The 25519-nt window shown below is 41.6% G+C and carries 24 protein-coding genes and 1 other annotated feature; all 24 genes read left to right on the forward strand.

Translation table 11 applies throughout. The annotated features are described in order from the left end of the window. The first annotated feature begins 142 nt into the window (after positions 1-142). The 24 genes from ftsA (at position 143) to NPA43_RS07350 (ending at position 25351) form a co-directional block, all read left to right on the forward strand. Entirely contained in the window at positions 143-1465 is a 1323-nt protein-coding gene (gene ftsA, locus NPA43_RS07235; protein WP_099725939.1) for a cell division protein FtsA, read from the forward strand. A 33-nt stretch (positions 1466-1498) separates the two neighbouring features. After that, entirely contained in the window at positions 1499-2647 is a 1149-nt protein-coding gene (gene ftsZ, locus NPA43_RS07240) for a cell division protein FtsZ (RefSeq protein ID WP_256499535.1), read from the forward strand. A 305-nt stretch (positions 2648-2952) separates the two neighbouring features. Further along, positions 2953-7269: a S8 family serine peptidase gene (locus tag NPA43_RS07245; RefSeq protein WP_371930229.1), complete on the forward strand. Its 4317-nt coding sequence runs from the start codon at positions 2953-2955 to the stop codon at positions 7267-7269. 250 nt (positions 7270-7519) lie between these two features. Then, positions 7520-8449, forward strand: a complete 930-nt coding sequence (spoIIGA, locus tag NPA43_RS07250; RefSeq protein WP_230031448.1) for a sigma-E processing peptidase SpoIIGA — start codon at positions 7520-7522, stop codon at positions 8447-8449. A 59-nt stretch (positions 8450-8508) separates the two neighbouring features. Continuing rightward, on the forward strand, positions 8509-9228 hold the full coding sequence (gene sigE, locus NPA43_RS07255; RefSeq protein ID WP_007499746.1) for an RNA polymerase sporulation sigma factor SigE: 720 nt from the start codon (positions 8509-8511) through the stop codon (positions 9226-9228). A gap of 142 nt (positions 9229-9370) precedes the next feature. After that, entirely contained in the window at positions 9371-10150 is a 780-nt protein-coding gene (gene sigG, locus NPA43_RS07260) for an RNA polymerase sporulation sigma factor SigG (protein WP_034317964.1), read from the forward strand. A gap of 151 nt (positions 10151-10301) precedes the next feature. Beyond that, positions 10302-11240, forward strand: a complete 939-nt coding sequence (locus NPA43_RS07265; RefSeq protein WP_230031449.1) for a sugar-binding transcriptional regulator — start codon at positions 10302-10304, stop codon at positions 11238-11240. Positions 11241-11483: 243 nt separating this feature from the next. Next, positions 11484-12728, forward strand: coding sequence for an NAD(P)H-dependent oxidoreductase (locus NPA43_RS07270; RefSeq protein WP_256499536.1), 1245 nt, complete (start codon positions 11484-11486; stop codon positions 12726-12728). 12 nt (positions 12729-12740) lie between these two features. After that, positions 12741-13172, forward strand: coding sequence for a transcriptional regulator GutM (locus tag NPA43_RS07275; protein ID WP_230031450.1), 432 nt, complete (start codon positions 12741-12743; stop codon positions 13170-13172). An 18-nt stretch (positions 13173-13190) separates the two neighbouring features. Beyond that, positions 13191-13721 (forward strand): PTS glucitol/sorbitol transporter subunit IIC, encoded by a 531-nt coding sequence (gene srlA / locus NPA43_RS07280; RefSeq protein WP_003210918.1) that lies wholly within the window; start codon positions 13191-13193, stop codon positions 13719-13721. A gap of 13 nt (positions 13722-13734) precedes the next feature. Further along, complete coding sequence (srlE, locus tag NPA43_RS07285) at positions 13735-14745, forward strand: PTS glucitol/sorbitol transporter subunit IIB (protein WP_230031451.1); 1011 nt, start codon at positions 13735-13737, stop codon at positions 14743-14745. Positions 14746-14771: 26 nt separating this feature from the next. Beyond that, entirely contained in the window at positions 14772-15128 is a 357-nt protein-coding gene (locus NPA43_RS07290; protein ID WP_007499733.1) for a PTS glucitol/sorbitol transporter subunit IIA, read from the forward strand. A gap of 127 nt (positions 15129-15255) precedes the next feature. After that, the gene (locus NPA43_RS07295; RefSeq protein WP_256499665.1) at positions 15256-16035 is read left to right on the forward strand and encodes an ABC transporter ATP-binding protein; all 780 of its coding nucleotides are present in this window, start codon (positions 15256-15258) and stop codon (positions 16033-16035) included. A gap of 79 nt (positions 16036-16114) precedes the next feature. After that, positions 16115-16351 carry a YlmC/YmxH family sporulation protein gene (locus tag NPA43_RS07300; protein ID WP_008344958.1) on the forward strand — a complete coding sequence of 79 codons (237 nt, stop codon included), beginning with the start codon at positions 16115-16117 and terminating at the stop codon, positions 16349-16351. Between the two features lie 211 nt (positions 16352-16562). After that, positions 16563-17426 carry a peptidoglycan editing factor PgeF gene (gene pgeF, locus NPA43_RS07305; protein ID WP_370461137.1) on the forward strand — a complete coding sequence of 288 codons (864 nt, stop codon included), beginning with the start codon at positions 16563-16565 and terminating at the stop codon, positions 17424-17426. Between the two features lie 6 nt (positions 17427-17432). After that, positions 17433-18122 (forward strand): YggS family pyridoxal phosphate-dependent enzyme, encoded by a 690-nt coding sequence (locus NPA43_RS07310; protein WP_230031453.1) that lies wholly within the window; start codon positions 17433-17435, stop codon positions 18120-18122. Position 18123: 1 nt separating this feature from the next. After that, positions 18124-18582 (forward strand): cell division protein SepF, encoded by a 459-nt coding sequence (gene sepF / locus NPA43_RS07315; protein ID WP_099725930.1) that lies wholly within the window; start codon positions 18124-18126, stop codon positions 18580-18582. A 6-nt stretch (positions 18583-18588) separates the two neighbouring features. After that, on the forward strand, positions 18589-18870 hold the full coding sequence (locus tag NPA43_RS07320; RefSeq protein WP_099725929.1) for a YggT family protein: 282 nt from the start codon (positions 18589-18591) through the stop codon (positions 18868-18870). Between the two features lie 53 nt (positions 18871-18923). Then, positions 18924-19700 (forward strand): YlmH family RNA-binding protein, encoded by a 777-nt coding sequence (locus NPA43_RS07325; RefSeq protein ID WP_256499537.1) that lies wholly within the window; start codon positions 18924-18926, stop codon positions 19698-19700. 26 nt (positions 19701-19726) lie between these two features. Beyond that, entirely contained in the window at positions 19727-20221 is a 495-nt protein-coding gene (locus NPA43_RS07330) for a DivIVA domain-containing protein (RefSeq protein WP_034317940.1), read from the forward strand. Between the two features lie 59 nt (positions 20222-20280). Beyond that, positions 20281-20518: a binding site (T-box leader), on the forward strand. A 59-nt stretch (positions 20519-20577) separates the two neighbouring features. After that, a complete protein-coding gene (gene ileS / locus NPA43_RS07335) occupies positions 20578-23343 on the forward strand; it encodes an isoleucine--tRNA ligase (protein WP_230031456.1) in 2766 nt (921 codons plus the stop codon). A gap of 160 nt (positions 23344-23503) precedes the next feature. Further along, positions 23504-23878: a TraR/DksA family transcriptional regulator gene (locus NPA43_RS07340; protein ID WP_099725926.1), complete on the forward strand. Its 375-nt coding sequence runs from the start codon at positions 23504-23506 to the stop codon at positions 23876-23878. Between the two features lie 94 nt (positions 23879-23972). Next, positions 23973-24440: a signal peptidase II gene (lspA, locus tag NPA43_RS07345; protein ID WP_099725925.1), complete on the forward strand. Its 468-nt coding sequence runs from the start codon at positions 23973-23975 to the stop codon at positions 24438-24440. After that, the gene (locus NPA43_RS07350; RefSeq protein WP_099725924.1) at positions 24437-25351 is read left to right on the forward strand and encodes an RluA family pseudouridine synthase; all 915 of its coding nucleotides are present in this window, start codon (positions 24437-24439) and stop codon (positions 25349-25351) included. The genes lspA and NPA43_RS07350 overlap by 4 nt, the downstream gene beginning before the upstream one ends. Positions 25352-25519: the final 168 nt, after the last annotated feature.

The following is a 25519-nucleotide window of genomic DNA, read 5'->3' on the forward strand; positions in this document are numbered from 1 at the left end:
ATGTAACGAATATTTTCAGTAATCCTAATAAAAAATGTTGATTTTTTAAGTTTTGTTACACACTTGTAAAAACACATTCATTGTATTGTTGTTCAGCAAATAATAGAATAGAAAGTATTGATATGTGAGGAGGTGCCATAGAATGAACAACAATGAAATTTACGTCAGCCTTGACATCGGTACATCCAATATAAAAGTCATCGTCGGAGAAATGGCGGATGATTCGCTTAACATAATAGGTGTTGGAAATGTCCCTTCAGAGGGGTTAAAAAAAGGATCGATTGTTGATATAGATGAGACAGTTCATTCTATTAGACAAGCATTTGAACAGGCTGAGAGAATGGTAGGTTTTCCTTTACAAAAGGCGATTGTCGGAATTAACGGAAACCACATTCATATTCAGAATACGAGCGGCGTGGTCGCAGTATCTAGTGAAAACAAAGAAATACATGCTGAAGATGTGAGACGTGTCTTAGATGCTGCACAGGTAGTATCTATTCCTCAAGAACATCTCGTCATAGACGTGATTCCGAGACAATTTATCGTCGACGGAAGGGATGAGATCACAGATCCGAAAAAAATGCTTGGTGTTCGGTTAGAGGTGGAAGGATCGTTAATTACAGGCTCTAAAACGATTCTACATAACTGGCTCCGATGTGTAGAACGAGCTGGGATTGAAATTATGGATATTTGCTTGCAGCCACTCGCATCGGGCTCAGCAGCATTATCGAAAGATGAAAAAAATCTAGGGGTAGCTCTTGTCGATATTGGCGGCGGATCTACTACGATATCCGTATTTGAAAACGGGCATCTCTATTCTACTCACAGTATCCCTTTGGGCGGAGAGAACATTACAAAAGATTTGTCTATAGGACTTAGAACTTCCACTGAAGAAGCTGAACGAATCAAAAAACAATTTGGACATGCGTTCTATGATGAGGCATCGTCTGAGGAAACATTTGAAGTTTCCGTCATCGGTACCGATCAAAAACAGACGTATACACAACTTGAAGCGGCCAATATCATCGAAGCACGACTGGAAGAAATCCTGTTGTTTGTGGCAGAGGAATTAAGAAATATGGGTGTTCATGATTTGCCTGGCGGATTCGTTCTAACAGGTGGGCAGGCAGCCATACCAGGTATCCTTTCTCTTGCACAAACGGTCTTACAAAACAATGTAAGAATTGCAAGTCCTAATTATATCGGGGTGAGAGAGCCTCAATATATGACAGGAGTGGGTCTGATCCATTTTGCTTACCGCAATGCAAAGATCCAGGGCAGACAGGTTGGATTCCAAATGCCGGATGAAGCGTTTCATGAAGTAGGCGCGTCCATGGAGCCGGTTTCTGCTACATCACAAGTGAAAGAAGCTCAGCCAAGACCGAAAGTAAAGCAAAAAGCACAACAAGAGACAAATAAAAAACCGGGCAAAATGAAAAAACTATTTAATATGTTCTGGGAATAGAATTAGATTTTCGACGGATTAGGAGGATTCAGCATGTTGGAGTTTGAAACAAATATAGACGGCCTAGCATCAATTAAAGTAATCGGAGTAGGTGGGGGCGGAAATAACGCTGTCAACCGAATGATCGAAAATGACGTACAAGGTGTCGATTTTATTGCAGTTAATACAGATGCACAGGCGTTAAATCTATCAAAAGCAGAAACAAAAATGCAAATCGGTGCTAAGCTGACAAGAGGGCTTGGAGCAGGTGCGAATCCTGAAGTCGGTAAAAAGGCAGCTGAGGAAAGCAAAGAACAAATTGAAGAAGTATTAAAAGGCGCTGACATGGTCTTTGTTACAGCTGGTATGGGCGGTGGAACTGGAACTGGTGCTGCACCTGTCATTGCAAAAATCGCAAAAGATTCTGGGGCATTGACAGTTGGTGTCGTCACTCGTCCTTTCACATTTGAAGGAAGAAAGCGTCAGCTTCAAGCAGTTGAAGGAATTGCTTCTATGAAGGAAGCGGTTGATACATTAATCGTGATTCCAAACGATCGATTGCTTGAAATTGTCGATAAAAACACGCCAATGCTTGAAGCATTCCGTGCAGCAGATAACGTGTTAAGACAAGGTGTTCAAGGAATTTCAGATTTAATTGCAACACCAGGTTTGATTAACCTTGACTTTGCTGACGTGAAAACAATCATGTCCAATAAAGGTTCAGCCCTTATGGGAATCGGTGTTGCAACAGGTGAAAACCGTGCCGCTGAAGCAGCGAAGAAAGCCATCTCTTCACCACTTCTTGAAACGGCGATTGACGGTGCACAAGGCGTCATCATGAATATTACGGGTGGTACAAACTTAAGTCTTTATGAGGTGCAAGAAGCAGCTGATATTGTTGCATCAGCATCTGATGAAGATGTAAACATGATTTTCGGATCTGTTATTAATGATAACTTGAAGGATGAAATTGTGGTGACAGTGATCGCAACTGGATTTATTGAGCAGGAGCCAGAAATGACAAAATCACAAAGAAATCCATTAGGTCAAGGATTAAAGCAAAATCAATCCATTCCACAAAAGCGTGAAGTAAAACGCGAGGAACATCAGCAAACATCATCTCAGCCAAGACAAAATACACAACAATCAAGCGATGATACGCTCGATATCCCAACGTTCTTGCGTAACCGCAACAAACGCTAATTGAGCATAGCTCGTCCCCTTCCATTGGAAGGGGATTTTTTAATGCCTAAAAAGGATAAAAGGACCTGTTGTTCTTCTAATAAAAAAGTCTTGAACATGCAAGAATCACTCAATCCAACCTATGTATTTTGACTTATGTGAATTAAGGCAAAAGAATCATTTTTGATACCTGTTACAAAAAACGACAAAATGATGAACTTTATTTGACTACATTAAATAGAACACCATGAATCTTGTCATAAACAAAAAGGAAGGGAGAAGTGAGGACTACACGCTGCTTGACCATTTGAGGAGGAGGGATTTGATTGAAAGTGAAGTTTCACAAAACCGCCGGCTATCGTTTGATGAGTCTATTGGTGATGGGTACTTTAGCGATGACAAGCTTTGGGATGGTTCAGGCAAAATCGACTTCTACCTCATATCAGGAGGAAGCTGTTTCCTCTAAGACAACAAAAGCAAAGATTTCATCTAGATTAATGAAGCAGTTTCAACAGGAAGACAAGGTGACCTTTTTAGTCAAAATGAAGGAACAAACAAACGCGCAAAAAGTAGCGAAGGAAGCTGTGTCGAAAGCCAAAAAGCAGAAACTAACAGCTGCGAAAACGCAGTACACAAAAAGATCAGCTGTTGTATCTGAGCTAAGAGCAACGTCAGATGAGACACAACAAGCACTGCTTGCGTATTTACAAAAGGAAAAAAAGAAAAAGCAAGTGAAGGATATTCGTTCGTACTATATTGTAAATGGTCTAGCTGTGACGGGAACGAAAGAAGTCATGGAAAAGGTCGCTTCCTTTCCAGAAGTAGATCAAGTGCTGCCGAATGAAACACGTCAAATTCATCGTCCTGTTGATTTGAAGAGTTCTCAACAGAAAAAACAAATCAAAGCAGTAGATGGAATCGAGTGGAATATTTCTCAGGTTCATGCCCCAGAAGCGTGGGCTTTAGGCTATGACGGTACTGGTACAGTTGTTGCAAGTATTGATACAGGTGTGGAATGGGATCACCCTGCTTTAAAAGAAAAATATCGCGGGTTTGATCCGGCTCGTCCGAATGAACCATCTCATGAATTCAATTGGTATGATGCAACGACTGGATCTGATTCACCTTACGATGACTTAGAGCATGGGTCACATGTGACTGGAACAATGGTTGGTTCTGAGCCAGATGGAACGAATCAAATCGGGGTCGCACCAGGTGCAAAATGGATCGCAGTGAAAGCTTTCTCAGAAGATGGAGGAACAGATGCTGATCTGCTAGATGCAGGTGAGTGGATTTTGGCACCGAAGGATGAGAACGGAAACCCGCATCCAGAAAAGGCACCAGATGTCGTCAATAATTCTTGGGGTGGTGGGCCTGGGCTTGATGATTGGTATAAAGATGTGGTCAATGCTTGGAGAGCAGCAGACATCTTTCCAGAGTTTTCAGCTGGCAATACCGATTTATTTAATCCTGGGGGTGAGGGATCGATTGCAAATCCCGCAAACTACCAAGAAGCCTTTGCTACGGGTGCAACGGATCAAGACAATAAATTAGGGTCTTTCTCACTGCAAGGTCCGTCTCCATATGGCGTTATGAAACCAGATATTGCTGCTCCAGGGGTAAACATTCGTTCTTCAATCCCAGGGAAAGGGTATGAGGATGGGTGGAATGGCACGTCGATGGCAGGTCCGCATGTTTCAGCTGTTGTCGCTCTTCTTCGCCAAGTACAATCAGATCTTTCTGTTGAAGAGATTGAGCAAATTCTCATTGATACAGCGAAGCCGCTGACAGACGAGCAATTTCCTGAATCGCCTAACAATGGCTATGGGGCAGGTTTAGTTGATGCAAGAGAGGCGATTACATCATTAACCGACGGAATTGGCACGATTGAAGGACAGGTCACCACAGAAGGGGAAGATACAGAACCACCTGTTTTTTCTCATAAAGGACCGAACGAGATCTTTTCTTCTACGCCAACACCTCTCACAATTACAGCGGAAGATGAAGTAGCTGTGACAAATGTATCCTTGACCTACCAAGTGGATCAAGGGGAATGGGAGACGCTGCAAGCAAGTCGTACGAATGGAAATCATTTAAAAGGAACCTATGTTGTCCAGCTTCCTGAACTTGAGGGCGAGAACGTCACGTATCGATGGATTGTGAAAGATTTTGGAGAAAATGAAGCGGCATCAGAGCCGTACACCCTACCGGTTAAGACATCCGTCACCACGGGCTACTCGCAAGATTTTGAAGCATGGCCAAGTGGATGGTTCAGTGGTGGAATAAAAGATCCGTGGCAGTGGGGAAAACCGTCCACAGGTCCGAAACAAGCTTTTACAGGAGAACGTGTCTATGCCACAAACTTAGACAGTCCTTATGAAAATCAAATGGATGCCAATTTATCAATGCCGATGATTGCGGTACCAGAGTCAGGCTCCTCCTTTTTGCAATATCAATACTGGCATGATCTCGAAGCAAACTATGACTATGTGCATGTACATGTGCAGCCTGAGGGCGAAGATGCTGTTCAAGTGGCAGCCTATACAGGAAAAACAAATGCATGGACAGCAGGTGAAGTCGATTTATCTGCCTATAAAGGTCAAAAGGTGAGAGTGGTTTTTCAGCTGAGAACAGATGGCAGTGTCACAAAAGACGGCTTTTATTTAGATGATGTGAAAATAACAGATCAAGCATTGCCTCAAAAAGCAAAAAAACAACTTGGCGTGATCAAAAAGGAAAAGTCTACAACGCAAAATAAGAAATCAGTCAATCCGAAAAGTGCAACACCTGCTAAAGTAAAAGAAAAACATGTGCAGATGAAAAAGGAAAAAGGTCGAGATGTCCCGTCCATTCAAGCCCTTCCTATGAAGGCACAAATCAGTGTCCTTGAAAGCGGAAAATCAACGTACACTGATGAAGCGACAGGAAGATATCAGCTTTCTCATGGAGCAGGAGAATTCACAGTAAAAGCTGAAGCTTACGGCTTTGAATCACGCACCCAAAAAGTCAATGTTTCCTCAAACGAAAAGGCAGAAGCGAATTTCTCCTTACAGCCACTTGAGAAACGAACGATATCCGGCACAGTTGTCAATGAAACAACGGGTGAAAAAGTAAAGGATGCCACTGTTTATCTTGTAGAGGATGCCAACATTGAGCCGGTGAAAACAGATGAATCCGGCGAGTTTTCTTTAGAGGCATTGAGCGGCGTTTATACAGTCAAAGTATTTGCGAAAGGTTTTAAAGGCTATTCGTTTACGGCGGATGTCACAGAAAAGCCGCTGGCAAAAGCGATCAAGCTTGAACCTTTTATCGGCTTTGCTGGTGAAATTGGCTACGATGACGGGACAGCTGAAAATGCGCGGGCTTTCTATGATCCTGGCAATGGCTGGGCTGTGAAGTTTTCACTAGAAAAGGGAAAGAAACAAGCACAAGTCACAGGCGGACTTTTCCGTTTCTGGACATCAGAATGGCCAGCTCCTGGCGGTAATGAATTTGCGGTTGAAGTGTATGACGCTTCCGGGAAAGACGGAGCACCAGGTGAGAAAATTGCAGGACCTTTGAAGGCGAATGCACTGCGTAATGGTGAATGGACAAAAGTAGATTTAGAAGATCAAGCAATCACTGTGGAGGGAGATTTTTATCTCGTCTACATTCAAACGAAAAAGAATACGGAATCTCCCGGGCTTGCAACAGATGAAGATGGGCCAAATACTGAAAGAAGCTGGCAGCTGACGAGCGGTGCTTTTTCTCCTTCTCCAAAAGAAGAGGGGAATTATATGATTCGCGCGCTTGTTAACTATGAAGCAGATGTGCCAGAGATTACATCTCCAAAGGCAGGAACCATCACAAATAAAGGTGAATTGGAGGTTGAAGGCACAGCCTCTCCTGGGCTTGATGTAGCGATCTATCAAAACGACAAAGAGGTCGCCGAAGTCAAAGCAGATCAGTCGGGCACCTTCAAAGAGAAGATCACTGTTTCAAGCGGAGAGCATATCATCACGGCAGCGACTGTCACGGATAAAGGCGCAACGAAACCATCCAAGCCGGTAAAGGTGATCATTGATCAAACAGCACCAACTTTGACCATTGATACACCGAAAAAAGGCGAAAAATCAAATAGAGAATCGCTCACTGTGGAAGGAAAAGTAACGGACGATCATCTTGATCAAGTCACAGTGAATAGAAAGAAAGCGACAGTAAAAGATGGGAAGTATTCCGCTAGAGTGCTGCTTGAGAACGGGAAGAATACGATAAAAGTGATAGCAAAGGATGCAGCAGGAAACAAAACGACTAGAAAAGTCGACATTGATGTTCAATACGAGGCACCTGACATTTCTGAGCTGACTCCAGCAGAGGATGTCCATTTATCATCGGGAGAATCTGTTAAAATTTCATTTAAAAGCAGGGAGAAGCTAGAGGCAACCTTTGTCATTCACATGCCGCTGACAAACGCTAGATCAAAGCTTCAAAATATAGCAGAGCTGCCGATTCGTGAAGTAGCCAAGGGAACATATGAAGGCTACTGGACGGCTACATCTACCGCAAAAGCAAAAGGCGCGGTCATTGAAGTCATTGTGCGAGATGATTATGGAAATGTCACAAGACAAAAGGCTTCTGGCACATTAAACATCAACGAGAAGTAATCATTAGCAAAAGACACGACTCTTTGGAGCGTGTCTTTTTTGTATCGAACAATCGTTTGAAAACTTGTCCAAAACATCGCTCTCTTGTCCCGCACTCTCATTCCTCGACAAAAACAATAACAATCCACCAAAAGTTCTCTATCATCCCCAACAAGAATTGACAGACTTCCATCTCATGACTGTTTTATACTGGTACAAACAAGTGCAAGTACTGCTTTTGATTCTTTGTTTCAGATGAAAGGAGCAGAAGGTGGTCATTTATTTAGATGTGATTTGGCTGTTAAACTTTTGTTTTGATCTATTGCTTCTCTTACTCACTGCATTTATTCTCAAACGACAAGTAAAAAAAAGGCGATATATGTTAGGAGCTCTGATTGGATCGAGCATTGTTCTCTTGCTCTTTACACCATTTGCAATGTTTGTGTCACACCCTTTAGGCAAACTACTTTTTTCTGTCTTGATCGTGCTTGCAACCTTTGGTTTTCAAAGATTTCGTTCCTTTTTTCAAAACCTGTTTGCTTTTTACTTTGTCACATTTTTGATGGGAGGAGGCATGATCGGGGTTCATTCGTTTTTGCAAACAAATACAGTCATTCAAGATGGACTCCTTATTTCACAAAATGATGGCTTTGGCGATCCCATTAGCTGGCTTTTCGTTTTAACCGGCTTTCCTGCCATTTGGCTGTTTTCAAAGAAAAGATTAGGAGAGGTTGGTGCGAAAAAAAGACAGTTTGATGAACAAGTGCTTGTGGAGATACACATTCACGGGGAGACCATCCGCTTAAATGGACTCGTTGATTCTGGCAACCAGTTGTATGATCCTATGACAAAAACACCTGTTATGATCGTCCAGCTTGATCAGTTAACGTCTATTTGCGGAGAGCCATTTATAGAACTAATGAAACAGTCTCATCCTGTTGAAGTGATGCAAAAGCTTGATGATCGGTTTCCACTGCTTGATCGTTTAAGACTTGTTCCATATCGTGCCGTCGGTCATGATCATGGGTTTCTACTATGCTTGAAACCAGATACGGTCGTCATTTATTCAAAAACGCATATGATCCAGCCAGCCAAGTGTTTTGTTGGAATGAGCCTAAGCGGTTTATCAGCAGATCAGGAATTTCAATCCATCATTCATCCAGATATGTTAGAAGGGAGAATTATACAAGGGGTGTCGTAGTTTTTTGGTCATGTCTTTTATCTTACGAGGTCAACTTGACATTTAGAAGGGAGAAGAAGATGAAAAAATTAAAATTTAAACTCACTTACTACTGGTATAAACTCCTCATGAAGCTAGGTCTAAAGAGTGATGAAATTTATTATATTGGTGGAAGTGAAGCGCTGCCGCCTCCATTATCCAAGGATGAAGAACAGGAACTGCTTGTCAAATTACCGAAGGGTGATCAAACCGCAAGAGCCATCCTTATCGAAAGAAACTTACGATTAGTGGTTTATATCGCAAGGAAATTTGAGAACACAGGCATTAATATTGAGGATTTAATTAGTATCGGAACCATTGGTCTGATCAAGGCAGTCAATACATTTAATCCAGAAAAAAAGATCAAGCTTGCGACATATGCTTCAAGATGTATTGAAAATGAGATTTTGATGTACCTGCGCCGAAATAATAAAATCCGTTCAGAAGTATCGTTTGACGAGCCGCTCAACATTGATTGGGACGGAAATGAACTGCTTTTATCAGATGTACTTGGAACAGATGATGACATTATCACCCGAGATATTGAAGCAAATGTAGATAAAAAATTACTGAAAAAAGCGCTAGAACAATTAAACGATCGTGAAAAACAGATTATGGAACTCAGATTCGGCTTAGTCGGCGGTGAGGAAAAAACTCAGAAAGATGTCGCTGATATGCTGGGGATTTCCCAGTCATATATTTCAAGGCTGGAAAAAAGAATTATTAAACGATTACAAAAAGAATTTAACAAAATGGTCTAAAAAATTTTTTTGAAAGCTCTGTCCTTACGCTGCCAAAGGAATTAACCTATTTTTACATGTTTCTCGTCATAGCTCGTGCATATTTTTCCATCCCAAGGAGATACTGAACTTTGTACAACAGCTCCTGTAGGGAGGGAAAAAAGTGTCCAGAAATAAAGTGGAAATCTGCGGGGTCGACACCTCCAAACTGCCAGTTCTGAAAAACGAAGAGATGAGGAAATTGTTCAGACAGCTGCAAGATGAGGGTGACGATACAGCAAGAGAAAAGCTAGTCAATGGCAATTTGCGGTTGGTTTTAAGTGTGATTCAGCGTTTTAACAACAGAGGAGAGTATGTGGATGATCTCTTCCAAGTAGGCTGTATCGGATTAATGAAATCGATTGATAATTTTGATTTAAGCCACAATGTCAGATTTTCAACTTATGCGGTCCCTATGATCATAGGAGAAATCCGTCGATACTTGCGTGATAACAATCCGATTCGGGTGTCTCGTTCACTAAGAGATATTGCTTACAAGGCACTTCAGGTCCGTGAGAGGCTAATTAGTGAGACAAGCAAGGAACCAACGGCAGAAGACATTGCCAAAGTGCTAGAAGTGCCTCATGAGGAAATTGTCTTTGCCCTAGATGCGATTCAAGATCCTGTATCTTTGTTTGAACCGATCTATAATGACGGAGGAGATCCGATTTATGTGATGGATCAAATTAGTGATGAACGGAACAAAGACACACAATGGGTGGAAGAATTGGCCTTAAAAGAGGGAATGCGCAGATTGAATGATCGAGAAAAAATGATTCTTCGCAAACGCTTCTTCCAAGGCAAAACGCAAATGGAAGTTGCTGAAGAAATTGGGATTTCTCAAGCACAAGTATCAAGGCTTGAAAAAGCAGCCATCAAACAAATGAATAAGAACATTTTTTAAAGCCGCCACTTGATGTGCGGCTTTATTCATTCTTTTTAGAGAACACGCCTTTAGTATTGACTCGGTTATTCTTTTCATTTAATCTGTTTTTAACAAATGTTATTTCAGATATCATTTGTTAGGGAACACAGAAGCGGAAAGAAGGGTTATTATGACATTCCATGATGAAAGAAGGCTGCTCATTAAGGTTGCGCATATGTATTATGAAGAAGGCGCCACCCAATCTAAAATTGCAGAAGCTGTTGGGGTCAGCCGTTCGCTCATATCAAAATATTTGGCAAAAGCACGTGAAGCAGGAATCGTGGAAATCATTATTCATGATGAAGTCAATCAACAATACGGGTCGTTAGAAAGAAAAATAGAGCGGAAATACGGGCTGCGAGAAGTCGTATGTGTTGAATCTCTCAGTCAAGAAACAACAAAAAGCCGAATCGGCGCTGCGGCTGCGGGCTTTTTATTAAAAGTGATGAAGGATGGACAAGTCATCGGCTTTTCCTCAGGGACAACATTGCATGAAATGGCGAAAGCACTTACGTCTGTTCAGCACTATCCATGCGTGACATTTGTTCCGCTTGTCGGAGGTGTTGGGAATGAAGATGTTGACATCCATGCCAACTATATTATTGCGAGATGTACAGAGGCACTCAAATCTAAATGTGAGCTTTTACATGTCCCTGTCATGCTTGATACGAAAGAAGCGAAGGAAGTGCTGATTAGACAGCCGTCGATCAAAAAAGTCATTGAATTAGGAGAATCATCAAATATTGCTGTTGTAGGGATTGGCGGGGTTCCGCAGCATTCAACGATGGTGAAATCTTACATGACAAGCGGCGAGGAGGATATACTCCAAGCGAAGGATGTAGCAGGTGACATTTGTTATAACTTTATTGATCGTAAAGGAGAAGTGTATCCTCATCCATGGAACGATCGGGTGATGGGAATAAGTCCGCAAAAGTTGAAAGAAATCCCGCTGGTTATAGGTGTCGCTGGAGGAGAAGAAAAGATTGAAGCGATAAGGGCAGCATTAGAAGGTGGATTAATTCATGTATTAATTACGGATGAACGAACAGGAGATGCCTTATTAAAGTAACTACCTAATATGATTAGGTAGTTTTTTTGAGTCTTTAGACTCAAAAAGATTGAAAATTTTATCGATTTTAGCTTGACACAAAGTTGACACATCATATAAACTAAGTTCATAACAAATGATAAACAAAATAACAAATGTTACAATAATGAGATTTTTGTTAATTTTTATAACATTTGTTAAAAGTTTCAGATTATTTTTCTAGCAATCTATTGTGAAGCAAGAAAACCTGAAAGGATGATTTAGATGTCAATTTATCAACAGTTATTAGCACGAGAACGCAGCGGAGATCCGATCAAAGTAGGAATTATTGGAGCTGGCCAAATGGGTTTTGGACTCATTTCACAAATTTCTAACATTCCAGGGATGATTGTAGCAGGTGTTTGTGATATTCATCTTGATGCAGCAGAGAAGGCAGCGAATTTTTACAAGCAGCATGTGAAGTCTCATCAAATGGTTGTCACAAATGATTATAGAGAAGTGATTCAATCAGATTTCGTGGAAGTTGTTGTGGATGCAACAGGTGTTCCAGAGGTCGGAGCAAACATTTCTTTGGAAGCGCTTAATTCAAAAAAACATCTTGTTCTTTTAAATGTAGAAGTCGATATTACAATCGGTTTGGTCATGCATAAATTATTCACGAACGCAGGGCTTGTTTACTCTGGATCAGCTGGAGACGAACCAGCAGCAACACTAGAATTATATGAATTTGCGAAAACAATGGGGCTTGAGGTGCTCGTTGCTGGGAAAGGCAAAAACAACCCGTTCTTCCCAGAAGCAAATCCAGATACGTGTAAAGCAGAAGCAGATAGTAAACATATGAGTGCTCATATGCTGGCGGCGTTCCAGGACGGAACAAAAACAATGGCAGAAATGAACTTATTGAGTAATGCGACAGGTCTTTTGCCAGATAAAGTGGGCATGCACGGAGTCGAAGCGAATTTAGACAATGTAGCAGATAAATTGAATCAAAAACAGCAAGGCGGCGTGCTGGATAACTTCGGAGTTGTTGAATATGTAAATGGACTTGCACCAGGCGTATTTGTCATCGTCAAGAGTGAGCTTGAGCCAGTAGATGAAGAGCTTCGCTACTTAAAAGTTGGAAAAGGTCCACACTATACGCTTTATCGTCCTTTCCACTTAGCGAGTCTTGAAACACCAGTCACTATCGCAAAAGCAGTCTTACAGCATGATTCATCCATCCACCCAATTGGTGTACCAGTGTCAGAAACAGTGGCTGTTGCGAAGAGAGATATTAAAGCAGGAGAAACACTTGACGGAATTGGTGGATACTCCGTAAGAGGTGTCCTTGAAACGCATCAAGACATGAAATCGAACGGTCACATTCCAATTGGCTTAATCAGCGGAAAAGTAGTAGCGAAAAAAGACATCAAATTAGGACAATTCCTATCTCATGAAGATGTAGAACTTGATTCAAACACAACGGTCTGGAAGCTGCGTTCACTACAAGATCACTTATTTCAATCATAAGGGCGTGAGGCTATGGAAAAATTAGCAATCGTACTTTGTATCATTCTCATTGTGCAATATGGTTTATCGTTTATTCAAATCAAGTACTACCGCAAAAGCATGGATTCACTGATTGATGACTATAAAGGGAAACAAGGCTATCACTTGTTTTCAGGAATGGAGCGGCGCAAAGTTGGTCCTGGGGCCATTGCGCTCATCATTGTCGATGAATCATATATCATTCAAAAATGTCATGTGCTTGGCGGAGTCTCGATCTTATCTAAATTTAAGGAAGTTCCTTCATATGAAGGCAAGCATGTAGGGGCTGTGCTAGACGAGCACCATATGATGAAACAAGCATTGAAAAGACGTAAAAAAGGACCAGCTGTCATGCAAGCACTCTCTATGGCAGCTGAGCAGGCGCTTGTCTCAATTTCGAAGAAAAATATAACAAATGTGAACTAAAGAAAGGGGAGATGAAACATGGAATGGATTCAATGGTTTGGAGAGCACTTTATCGGAATGTTTGAAGCCGGCGGAAAGCAATTCATGGGTCTTGTTACAGGTATCGTTCCAACGCTTGTTGTGCTACTTACTTTCACTTATGCTGTCATGAAGTTTATTGGAGAAGAGAGAGTGAATAGAGCGATCCAATTTGCAGCGAAATATACCATTTTGCGCTACACGTTAATGCCGATTTTATCCGTTCTTATTTTGACAAATCCAATGGCTTATACGTTTGGCCGCTTCTTACCTGAAAAACAAAAACCAGCATTCTATGATTCAGCTGTTTCATTTGTTCATCCGGTGACATCACTATTCCCGTATGCCAATGCAGGAGAACTATTTGTCTACTTAGGAATTGCGAACGGGATTAAAGAAGCTGGATATTCAATGTCAGAGCTTGCTGTTCGATACTTCTTAGTCGGGATTGTCGTCATTTTACTTCGCGGAATCATTACTGAATGGATCACAAAATACTTAGCAGGAAAAATGAAAGCGAATTCACAATAGGGGAGGGTTAGACATGACAAACCACAAAGTATTTGTAGCAAAAGGTGCTGGCGGATGGGGAAAAGGCTTAGAGCTTGAACCAACTGGTAAAAGAAGAAAGGTTGTTTCCATTACAGGGGGAGGCATTCACCCAGTTGCACGTAAAATTGCAGAAATGACAGGGACAGAAGCATGTGACGGTTTTAAAAACTCGATACCAGAAGATGAAATGATGTGTGTTGTCATTGACTGCGGAGGAACCGCGCGAATCGGACTTTATCCAATGAAGCGCATTCCAACTGTAGACGTTTTGGCATCCTCTCCTTCTGGACCGCTTGCAAAACATATTACAGAGGATATCTTCGTATCAGGGGTAACAGAAAAAGATATTTCCTTTGTGGAAGCATCAGCTGGTGAGGCGAAAGCAGAAGGTCAAGTAAATAGTGAATCGATTGATAAAGAGAATTTCAAAGAAACGTATTCAAAGCTAAAAGAAGAAAATATCGAGCGTCAGGAAAAAGGCAATTTCCTCATGAGATTCTCAAGAGGAATCGGGAAAGTAACCGGCACGTTCTACCAAGCTGGCCGTGATTCTGTTGATATGCTTTTGAAAAACATTATTCCATTCATGGCATTTGTCAGTATGTTAATTGGAATTATCAATTATACAAAAATCGGTGATCTGATTGCCCATTTTCTATCACCACTCGCAGGATCTCTATGGGGGCTCTTACTGCTCGTTGTGGTCTGTACACTGCCATTCCTATCACCTGTCTTAGGACCTGGTGCAGTTATTGCACAAGTCATCGGTGTTCTGATTGGTAGTCAAATTGCACTAGGTAACATTCCGCCTCAATTTGCACTTCCTGCACTATTTGCCATCAACGGTCAAGTAGGGTGTGACTTCATCCCAGTTGGGCTATCGCTTGGTGAAGCGAAGCCGGAAACGGTACAATATGGGGTACCAGCTGTTTTGTATAGCCGTCTCATTACAGGGGTTTTATCTGTTGTGATCGCATACGTTGCCAGCTTCGGTATGTATTAAACGTATTAAAGGAGGAATCGAGATACATGGTAACACAATCTGTCGTAAAAGAAATTGGGATCTTAGTCCCGCAGTTTAAAGAAGATAAGCTGATTGTTTTATTTGGACCCGCAGCGCCGCAGGAATTAAGAGATATGTCTGTCATTCACGAGTTCGAACATTTAGAAGAAGAGCCGCTGAAGCTAGGCGGAACCATTCAAGTGGGCGATCAAACTTATACGATCACTGCACTCGGCAATAAAGCAAATGACAACTTTAAAGAGCTGGGTCATATTTCGATCTACTTCCAAGAGCCGTTTGATGATGTATTACCGGGAGCTGTCTTTGCATCCCCGCACACGTTTCCTGATATAAAAGAAGGCGTACGAATTGAAATCTCGTAACCATGCAGAAAAGCTGTTCCTAAAAAAGGAGCGGCTTTTTTATGTGAGGTTTACCGAAAGGAGCATTTACGATATGCTGTAAACATTCATTATTTGTATATTCAGAATTTTTACTCAGGAGGAAATGATGGTGTCACTTGATTTGAAGGGTGTTTCTTTAAAACGAAATGGAAAATGGCTGCTGCGTTCTGTTGACTGGCAGGTGAAAAAGCAGGAACACTGGGTGCTTTATGGATTAAATGGTGCGGGGAAAACCGCTTTATTAAATATGCTGTGCTCGTATTATTTTCCAACGTCAGGTGAGATGACGGTATTAGGGCATGTCTTTGGCAAGGAGGCTCTTGGTGAAAAGCTACGGAAGAAAATTGGACTCATCTCTGCAGGTCTTGAAAAGAAGCTGCACAGAGAGGACAATGCATTTGAAATTGTCCTTAGCGGAGCATTTGCTTCTATTGGGCTTTATGAAACACCAACAGATGATATGAGAGAGAAAGCGATTGACCTATTAAAAGCGTTCGGATCATTCAAATATGCCAATCGCACATATGAAACCCTCTCACAAGGAGAGAAACAAAAAGTACTGATTGCAAGGGCTTTAATGAATGATCCGAAGCTGCTGATTTTAGATGAACCTGTGACGGGCCTTGATTTTTTAGCAAGAGAACAAGTGCTGGAGACGGTCTCATTCATTGCATCGAAGCCTGATGCGCCCACTTTGCTTTATACGAACCATCATGCAGAAGAGATCCTGCCGGTTTTTCACCACACCCTATTATTAAAAGAAGGGGCAGTTTTTCATAAAGGGGAGACAAAGCAAATGATGACAAGCGACTTGCTATCTTCCTTCTTTGAATGTCCGGTGGATGTCATGTGGAGAAATGGCCGTCCGCACTTAAGTAAATTGTAGATAAAAGAAACTATTGGTCTGCGTCCCTGCTTTTCCATCATACATATTATAGTAGAAAACGAAAGGCGGGGAAGGAAAGATGATCAGTATTTCTGAATTCCAAATCAAGGATGTCGTCGATGTATCCAGCGGGAAAAAACTAGGCACCATTGGGGACATTGATATTAATGTCACGAGCGGTAAAATACAAGCGATTATCATTGGCGGCACAGGTAAAATGATGGGGTTTTTCGGAAAAGAAGAGGAAATGATCGTCCCATGGCGAAATATAGTAAAAATTGGCGAAGATGTAATACTTGTCCGATTGTCTTCTTAATTCGTATAACTCCTCAATGAATATCTCAATTTTTCCTTAAAACGAGCTCTCCATTCTCAGCAAACAATGTCTTTTTCGGGTAATAAGATTACGTTTTCATATCAATTTGAAAAAAAACCTGTAGAAAGGGCACATTTGAGTGTAATATTTAATGAATCCCACTAACTGTCTATGCATGTCTTGTGGTAAAATAGGAGCGATATAAAGAGAGATGAATGAAAGGTGGGAGGCAGCTTTGACTTACAAATATGACCCCTTTCAGCAGAAATCACCTTATGCATTGACTATTCATGATTGGACGAACATGACATGTTCTGGTAAAGAGGTCTTGGCCGGGTTTTCAACAAAAAATGGCGGCTTCAGTCTTTCTCCATATCAATCAATGAACACTGGACTCCATGTAGGAGATGATGCTTCTAGTGTCCAAATGAATCGTCAAGTCATAGCAGATGCTACTGCTGTGCCGCTCTCTAATTGGGTGTTTGCTGACCAAACACACGAGGACCGCATCATGAAAGTCACGAAGGAGCAAAGAGGAAGAGGAAGTCTACATTATCATGAGGCACTGCCTGGAACAGATGGCTTATATACGTCTGAACCGAACATGATGCTCGCTCTTTGTTTCGCTGACTGTGTTCCGCTTTATTTTCTAGCTCCGCAAAATGAACTGATTGGAACGGCTCATGCCGGCTGGAAAGGAACCGTCAAACAAATTGGCGCAAAGATGGTATATGTATGGGTTAGCCAAGAAGGTGCCGAGGCTGATCAAATACAAGTCGTCATTGGACCATCAATTGGCAGCTGCTGCTACATAGTAGATGATGTTGTCATGGATCAAGTGAAAAAGCTTCCTTTTTCAACAGAGGATGTGTATTCCGAGATTTCACAAGGACAATATAAAATTGACTTGAAAATATTAAACAAAAACGTATTGCTTCATGCAGGAATAAAAGAAGAAAATATACATGTCAGTTCGATGTGCACAAGCTGCAGCGATCAGCTTTTCTTCTCACACCGGCGTGATCAAGGGAAAACAGGACGTATGATGTCTTTTGTAGGGTTTAAGGAGGCATAAGTGCAATTGAATGTACGAGAGAATCTCAGACAAATAAATGAACAAATAAACGAAGCATGTAAAAGAGCAGGTAGAAACCCAGCCGATGTATCGGTCGTCGCTGTGACAAAATATGTCTCGATTGAACGAGCACTAGAAGCCAAGGAAGCAGGAATTTTGCACTTCGGTGAAAATCGTGACCAAGGGTTACTTGAAAAACAGGCGGCCATAACCGATGAACACATTAGCTGGCACTTCATCGGCAGTTTACAGACGCGAAAAGTGAAATCTGTCATTCAGACAATTGACTACTTACATTCGCTCGACAGAATGTCCCTTGCGAATGAAATTGAAAAAAGAGCGGATCACACCGTTCGCTGTTTTGTACAGGTGAACACATCTCTTGAGGAGTCAAAACACGGCTTACAAAGCGAAGACGTGATTCCATTTGTGAAACAGCTTGCTGATTTCAAACACATTGAAATTGCTGGACTGATGACGATGGCTCCATTTACAGATGATCAGACTGTGGTTCGAAACTGTTTTAAAACATTAAAAAGCCTTCAAGAAGAGGTAAAACTTCTTAACCAAGTAAATGCACCTTGTCAGCATTTATCAATGGGCATGTCAAACGATTTTGAAATCGCAATTGAAGAAGGTGCGACATTTGTTCGGATTGGCTCTTCACTTGTTGGAAATGAAACAGGAGGTGCGTGACATGAGCATAAAAAATAAGTTTAAAAGCTTTTTCACACTCGACGATGAAGAGTATGAGTACGAATATATTGATGAAGAAAGAGAACCAGTTCAAGAAGAAAAAGGAACAAAAGACAAAGCAGCATTTCAAGAGCGCCCGCAGACAGGAAAACAAAATGTCGTCAGCTTGCAAAGCGTGCAGAAATCCTCTAAAGTGGTGTTAAGTGAGCCGCGTGTTTATGCAGAGGCGCAAGAGATTGCAGACCACATTAAAAACAGACGTGCAGTCGTCGTGAATTTGCAGCGCATTCAGCACGATCAAGCAAAGCGAATCATCGACTTCTTAAGCGGAACGGTTTATGCAATCGGTGGAGACATTCAGCGTATAGGCTCAAATATATTCCTGTGCACACCTGATAATGTGGATGTATCTGGCACAATATCAGAGCTTTTGGCAGAGGAAGAATCTCAGAGGTGGTAAATCAAAGTGATTCTATATTACATTTTTAATATTTTACAGACTGCATTAACGATTTACTCATTCGCGATTATTATTTACATCTTTATGTCATGGGTGCCTTCTGCAAGAGAAACAACAGTTGGCCGTTTTTTGACATCGATTTGTGAACCATATTTAGAACCATTTCGTAAAATGATTCCGCCAATTGGCATGATTGACATCTCACCGATTGTGGCATTGCTTGTGATTCGTTTTGCTTCATCCTATGGACTAACTGGTCTTTATCAAATGATTGCCGGAATCATGTAAACAGGTTGCCGGGCTTGGCATCTGCCAGGCTCTTTTACATAAAGGGGAACAAAATGAGCGATATTTATCAACATTTTAGAAAAGACGAACAGCCATTTGTCGACCAAGTGTTAGGCTGGAAAAAAATCGCACTCGACCAGTATCGAATGAAATTAACAGACTTTCTTGATCCGCGTGAGCAGTTTATTACCAAGTCCGTCATCCAGCATTCTGATGAACTTGGGATTATGTTTTTTGGCGGATATGAAGGAGCGGAGCGCAAAAGAGCCCTGATCTATCCTGATTATTTAGCACCGTCTATTCAGGATTTTGAGCTGTCTTATTTTCAGGTGAATTATCCGAAAAAGTTTATTTCGATAGAACACCCGAAGCTTCTTGGCTCACTCATTGGGACAGGCTTGAAGCGTCAAAAATTCGGTGATCTGTTATTTAATGAGGAAGATGTGCAGTTTATTTGTACAAGTGATGTCGCCGATTTTGTTCGGGCGCAGCTGACACATGTCGGCAGAGCATCCGTTTCATTAGAGGAAATCAGTGAGGCAGATATAAAGCCAGTCATCAGCAAGACAGACATCAAAGAAGATACCATTTCCTCTTTACGGCTTGATGCGGTATGCGCCGCTGTCAGCCGTCAGTCTCGGCAAAAAGCACAGCTTTTAGTCAAAAATGGACGTGTCAAAGTAAACTGGAAAATCACTGAAGACCCTTCCTTCACAATCGGCGAAGGCGATCAGCTCTCTGTTCGGGGATTTGGCCGCTTTATCTTGAAAACGATTGATGGGAAGACAAAAAAAGATAAATTTAAAGTAACATTTGAGCTTCTGACATAACGAACTTGAATCTGGAGGTGGCGAGGTTGCCATTAACACCTAATGATATTCATAATAAAACGTTCACAAAAAGTTTTCGTGGCTATGACGAAGATGAAGTAAACGAGTTTTTAAGCCAGGTACGTAAAGACTACGAGATCGTGCTTCGTAAAAAGAACGAGCTTGAAGACAAAGTAAACGAGCTGGACGAAAGACTAGGTCATTTTGCGGTAATTGAAGAAACATTAAACAAATCGATTCTTGTGGCGCAGGAAGCAGCAGAAGACGTAAAACGTCATTCTGATAAAGAAGCGAAATTGATTATTCGTGAAGCGGAAAAAAATGCAGACCGCATTATCAACGAAGCGCTATCAAAATCAAGAAAGATTGCGATGGAAATCGAAGAGCTGAAGAAACAGTCGAAGGTCTTTAGAACTCGTTTCCAAATGCTCATCGAAGCTCAGCTTGATCTTCTAAAAAATGACGATTGGGATCATTTACTGGAATATGAAGTGGACGCTGTCTTTGACGAAAAAGAATAAGCGCATCATCTTGACATGACGTGCACATGTTGCATATAATACCATCATAAATTAACAAGAGATAAACGTTTGAAAGGGACACTCGCAGCTGTTACATGCGTAATTAAGCGAATCAGGGATGGTGGAAGCCTGACATTACGAAACGCTGCAATGAGATCACCCCTTTAGTTCCTTTTCTGAAATGAACCAGTAAGAAAAGGCGTCTGATCACGTTACGATTTTAGAGTGGATAAGCGGCTGTTTCATAGTGCTTGTCTAAAAGGGTGGTACCGCGAGACAAGCCTTCTCGTCCCTTATGGGATGAGAGGGCTTTTTTTATTGTTTTTTAATACGAATTTGCATGTGGAGGAATGGGTATGAACTACAAAGACACCTTATTAATGCCGAAAACAGAATTCCCGATGAGAGGGAACTTACCAAACAAAGAGCCTGAAATCCAAGAGGAGTGGGCAGAAAAAGACATCTATCAAATGGTTTTAGAGCGGACAAAAGGACGCCCGACCTTTATTTTGCATGATGGACCTCCATATGCGAATGGTGACATTCATATGGGGCACGCACTCAATAAAATCTTAAAAGATTTTATTGTCCGTTTTAAATCGATGAATGGGTTCCATGCACCGTACGTACCGGGCTGGGATACACACGGCTTACCAATTGAAACAGCCCTCACGAAAAATAAAAAAGTGAAACGAAAAGAAATGTCTACAGCAGAATTCCGCAAACTATGCGAGGAGTATGCTTGGAAGCAAATCGAGGGTCAGCGCAATCAGTTTAAACGATTAGGCGTCAGAGCAGACTGGGACAATCCATATGTGACATTAAAGCCTGAATACGAAGCGCAGCAAATTCTTGTCTTTGGTGAAATGGCGAAAAGAGGCTATATTTACAAAGGGCTGAAGCCTGTTAACTGGTCACCTTCAAGTGAATCGGCACTTGCTGAAGCGGAAATTGAATATAAAGACAAACGTTCACCATCCATTTACGTATCATTTAAAGTGAAAGATGGAAAAGGCGTACTTGAAAACGGCGAACAATTCATCATCTGGACAACAACACCTTGGACACTTCCTGCAAACCTTGGCATTTGTGTTCATCCAAACCTAGAGTACAGTGTGCTCAAAGTTGGAGATGAGCGTTATGTTGTCGCATCTGAGCTGGTTGAACAAGTGGCAAAAACTCTTGGCTTTGAAGAGTATGATGTCGTGAAAACACTAAAAGGAAAAGAATTAGATACCATCGTTGCAGAGCATCCAATTTACGGTAGAGATTCTCTTGTCATGCTTGGCGATCACGTGACAACGGATGCAGGAACAGGCTGTGTTCACACAGCACCAGGACACGGGGAAGATGACTTTAATGTCAGTATGAAATACGGTCTTGATGTGCTATGTCCTGTAGATGAAAAAGGTGTGATGACAGAAGAAGCGCCTGGTTTTGAAGGACTATTCTACGAGGATGCCAATAAAGCCATCACAGAACAGCTTGAAGCAAAAGGTGCGCTGAAAAAGCTCGATTTTATCACGCACTCCTACCCGCATGACTGGAGAACGAAAAAGCCAACGATTTATCGTGCGACAGCTCAGTGGTTTGCTTCGATTAAAGATTTCAGAGAAGCGCTATTAGACAATATTAAAGAAACGAAATGGGTTCCAGCATGGGGCGAAACACGCCTATTCAATATGGTGCGTGACAGAGGTGACTGGTGCATTTCAAGACAGCGTGTATGGGGTGTTCCAATTCCGGTCTTTTATGCGGAAAATGGTGAGCCGATCATCACGGACGAAACGATTCAGCACGTATCTCAATTATTTAGAGAACATGGCTCGAATATTTGGTTTGAAAAAGAAGCGAAGCAATTATTGCCAGAAGGCTTTACACATCCAGGCAGTCCAAATGGTGAATTTACAAAAGAGCAGGACATCATGGATGTATGGTTTGATTCTGGTTCTTCTCACCAAGCCGTTTTAGAAGAAAGAGATGACCTTGTCCGTCCGGCAGACCTTTATCTTGAAGGCTCTGACCAGTATCGTGGATGGTTCAACTCATCTTTATCTACATCTGTAGCTATCACAGGCAAAGCACCTTACAAAGGAGTGGTTAGCCATGGAATGACTTTGGATAAAGAAGGACGTAAAATGAGTAAATCCTTAGGAAATACCATTGAACCTGCCAAAGTAGCTAAACAACTAGGTGCTGAAATTCTTAGACTTTGGGTATCTTCTGTCAACTATCAAGCCGATCACCCGGTGTCTGATGATATCTTGAAACAAGTAGCAGAAGTTTATCGTAAAATCCGTAACACGTTCCGATTCCTGCATGGAAACCTCTTTGACTTTGAGCCAGCAATTCATGCAGTGCCAGTAGAAGAGCTTCGCGAAGTGGACCAATATATCTTAATCAAATTAAACAAATTAATTGATAAAGTGAAAAAAGCATATGATGATTACGAATTTGCTGTCGTATATCATGCGATTCACAATTTCTGTACGATTGAGCTAAGCTCTTTCTATCTCGATTTTGCAAAGGATGTCGTATACATTGAGCATGCAGATCATCCAGACCGCCGCAGCATGCAGACCGTCTTCTACGAAACATTAATGGCGTTAGTAAAGCTGACTGCACCAATTCTTCCGCATACAGCAGATGAACTATGGAGCCACTTAAGTTTTGTTGAAGAGCCAAGTGTTCAGTTAACGGATATGCCAGAAGGTGTGACTGTTCCTCATGCGGAAGCGACAGAAGCGAAGTTCGACCGCTTTATGGAAGTGCGTGACGATGTTCTAAAAGCGCTAGAGATTGCACGTAACGAAAAAGTCATCGGACGTTCACTTGAAGCAAGTGTGACACTTTACGCGACAGATGAAGTGAAAGACCTTCTTGCATCCATTAAAGAAGATGTGAAGCAGCTCTTTATCATCTCTGAACTAACGGTAGAAGATAAGCAGAAAGAAGATGCATCAGCGCCTGAATACACATCAGGACGTATTGTGGTTCAAAAAGCAGAAGGAGAACTGTGCGAACGTTCCCGCATTATTTCTAAAGATGTTGGTGCAAATCCGAAATACCCAACATTGTCACTTAAAAATGCTGAAATCGTGGAGAAATATTACCAAAATTAACAGTACGATATCACCAACTAGCGCCCCGCCATATGCGGGGCGTTTTCTATTCTGAGAAAATGACAGCGTTTAGAACGAAAGGAAAAATCTTATGGCTTTAAAGTGATCAGGCGGGGTAACAATATGATTATCACGACAGGGCAGGAGTTGAAATAGCGACATGAATGGCGATCTAGAGACGATTTACATGGAACTCCTTCAAATGAAAGAAGAACTGCAATCTAAACTGTTTGAATATGCATCATTTCGTTCACCTGATGACCATGTCACATTGGATGAAGCCAAAACGACAACGCTTCTTTATCACATCAAAGAAGAGCTGCAAGATGTGTCGCTCGCTATTGCAAAAATTGAGCAAGGAACCTATGGCGTATGTGAGGCAACAGGTCTTGCAATCCCACTTGAACAAATGAGTATTCTTCCTACAGCCCGCACGACTGACGACTTTTTATATCATAAGCAATACGAGAAAAAAGCATTCACTCCTTATCCTCACGATTCAAATGATTCTCATTTTGAAGCCTTCCACATGTAGGGAGGTTTTTGTCTGTCAACTAAAGTTTCTTTACTCCTTCCTGTTTTCTTGATAAAATGCTTAAAGATCAAAGTATGAAGATGGAGGAACGTGTGTGTTCTATTACATAATCGCATTCGTTATGATTTGTTTAGATCAATTAACAAAATGGCTCATTGTCAAACATATGATGCTCGGAGATTCTATTCCAGTGATTGATGGATTCTTTTATATCACGTCTCACCGAAATTCAGGAGCCGCATGGGGTATTCTCCAAGGACAAATGTGGTTTTTCTATGTGATCACACTCGTTGTTATTGCGGGAATTATTTATTACTTGCAAAAGCATGGACAAAAGGACAAGCTGCTTGGAGTAGCGCTGGCCTTAATGCTTGGCGGAGCGATTGGAAACTTTATCGACCGCATTTTCCGTAAGGAAGTGGTTGATTTTGCTCATTTCGTATTTGGGGATTATCATTATCCAATCTTTAATATTGCAGATTCTTCTCTATGTGTAGGGGTTATTCTGCTCTTCATTCAAATGCTTTTAGATGGAAAGAAAAATAAGGAGTCAACTACATGAATCAAGTAAATATTGCCGTTGCAGAAGAACAAACAAGTGAACGGCTTGATAAATTTTTAAGCACGACAGAACCAGAATGGTCAAGAACCCAAGTCCAGCAGTGGGTAAAGGATGGACTCATCGAAGTAAACGGGAAACAAGTGAAAGCGAATTACAAAGTCCAAGCTGGAGATCAAATCAAAGTGGAGATTCCAGATCCAGAAGCACTTGATGTAGAAGCAGAATCAATGGATCTTGATATTTATTATGAGGATGAAGATGTGCTAGTGGTGAATAAACCACGTGGAATGGTCGTTCATCCAGCACCAGGCCATGTGTCAGGAACGCTTGTGAATGGCCTTATGGCACATTGCAATGACTTATCAGGGATTAATGGCGTGATGAGACCTGGAATTGTCCACCGGATTGATAAAGATACGTCTGGGCTGTTAATGGTCGCTAAAAATGATATGGCGCACGAATCACTCGTCAATCAGCTAGTTGCCAAGACCGTCACAAGAAAATATACCGCCGTTGTCCATGGCATCATCCAGCATGATACAGGTACAATTGATGCCCCAATTGGCAGAGACAAAAAAGACCGCCAAAGCATGACGGTCACAAAAGAAAACGCAAAGCAGGCAGTCACTCACTTTGACGTGCTTGAACGCTTTCAAGATTTCACCCTTGTCGAATGCCGTCTTGAAACAGGAAGAACACACCAAATTCGTGTTCATATGAAATATATTGGCTATCCTCTTGCGGGGGACCCGAAATATGGCCCGAGAAAAACAGTCGATTTCAATGGACAGCTGCTGCATGCAGGTGTTTTAGGGTTTGACCATCCTAGAACAGGAGAATACATCGAGTTCACAGCACCAATTCCAGCTGATATGCAAGCTTTTATCGATTCATTAAGAAATAACGATTGACAGGCCGTTCTTTTTCTGAAATAATAAACAAAGAAATTGAGATTCTTTAAAACAGTCCAGAGAGGCTGAGAAGGATAACGGATCCATTTGTGCACGTGAATGCACAAATGAACGCCCCTCTCTGCCCTTTGCAGAAGGGGCTTTTTATTTGTCAAAAAGAGGTGTAGA

The organism is Bacillus pumilus, assembly GCF_024498355.1.
GTDB lineage: Bacteria > Bacillota > Bacilli > Bacillales > Bacillaceae > Bacillus > Bacillus pumilus_P.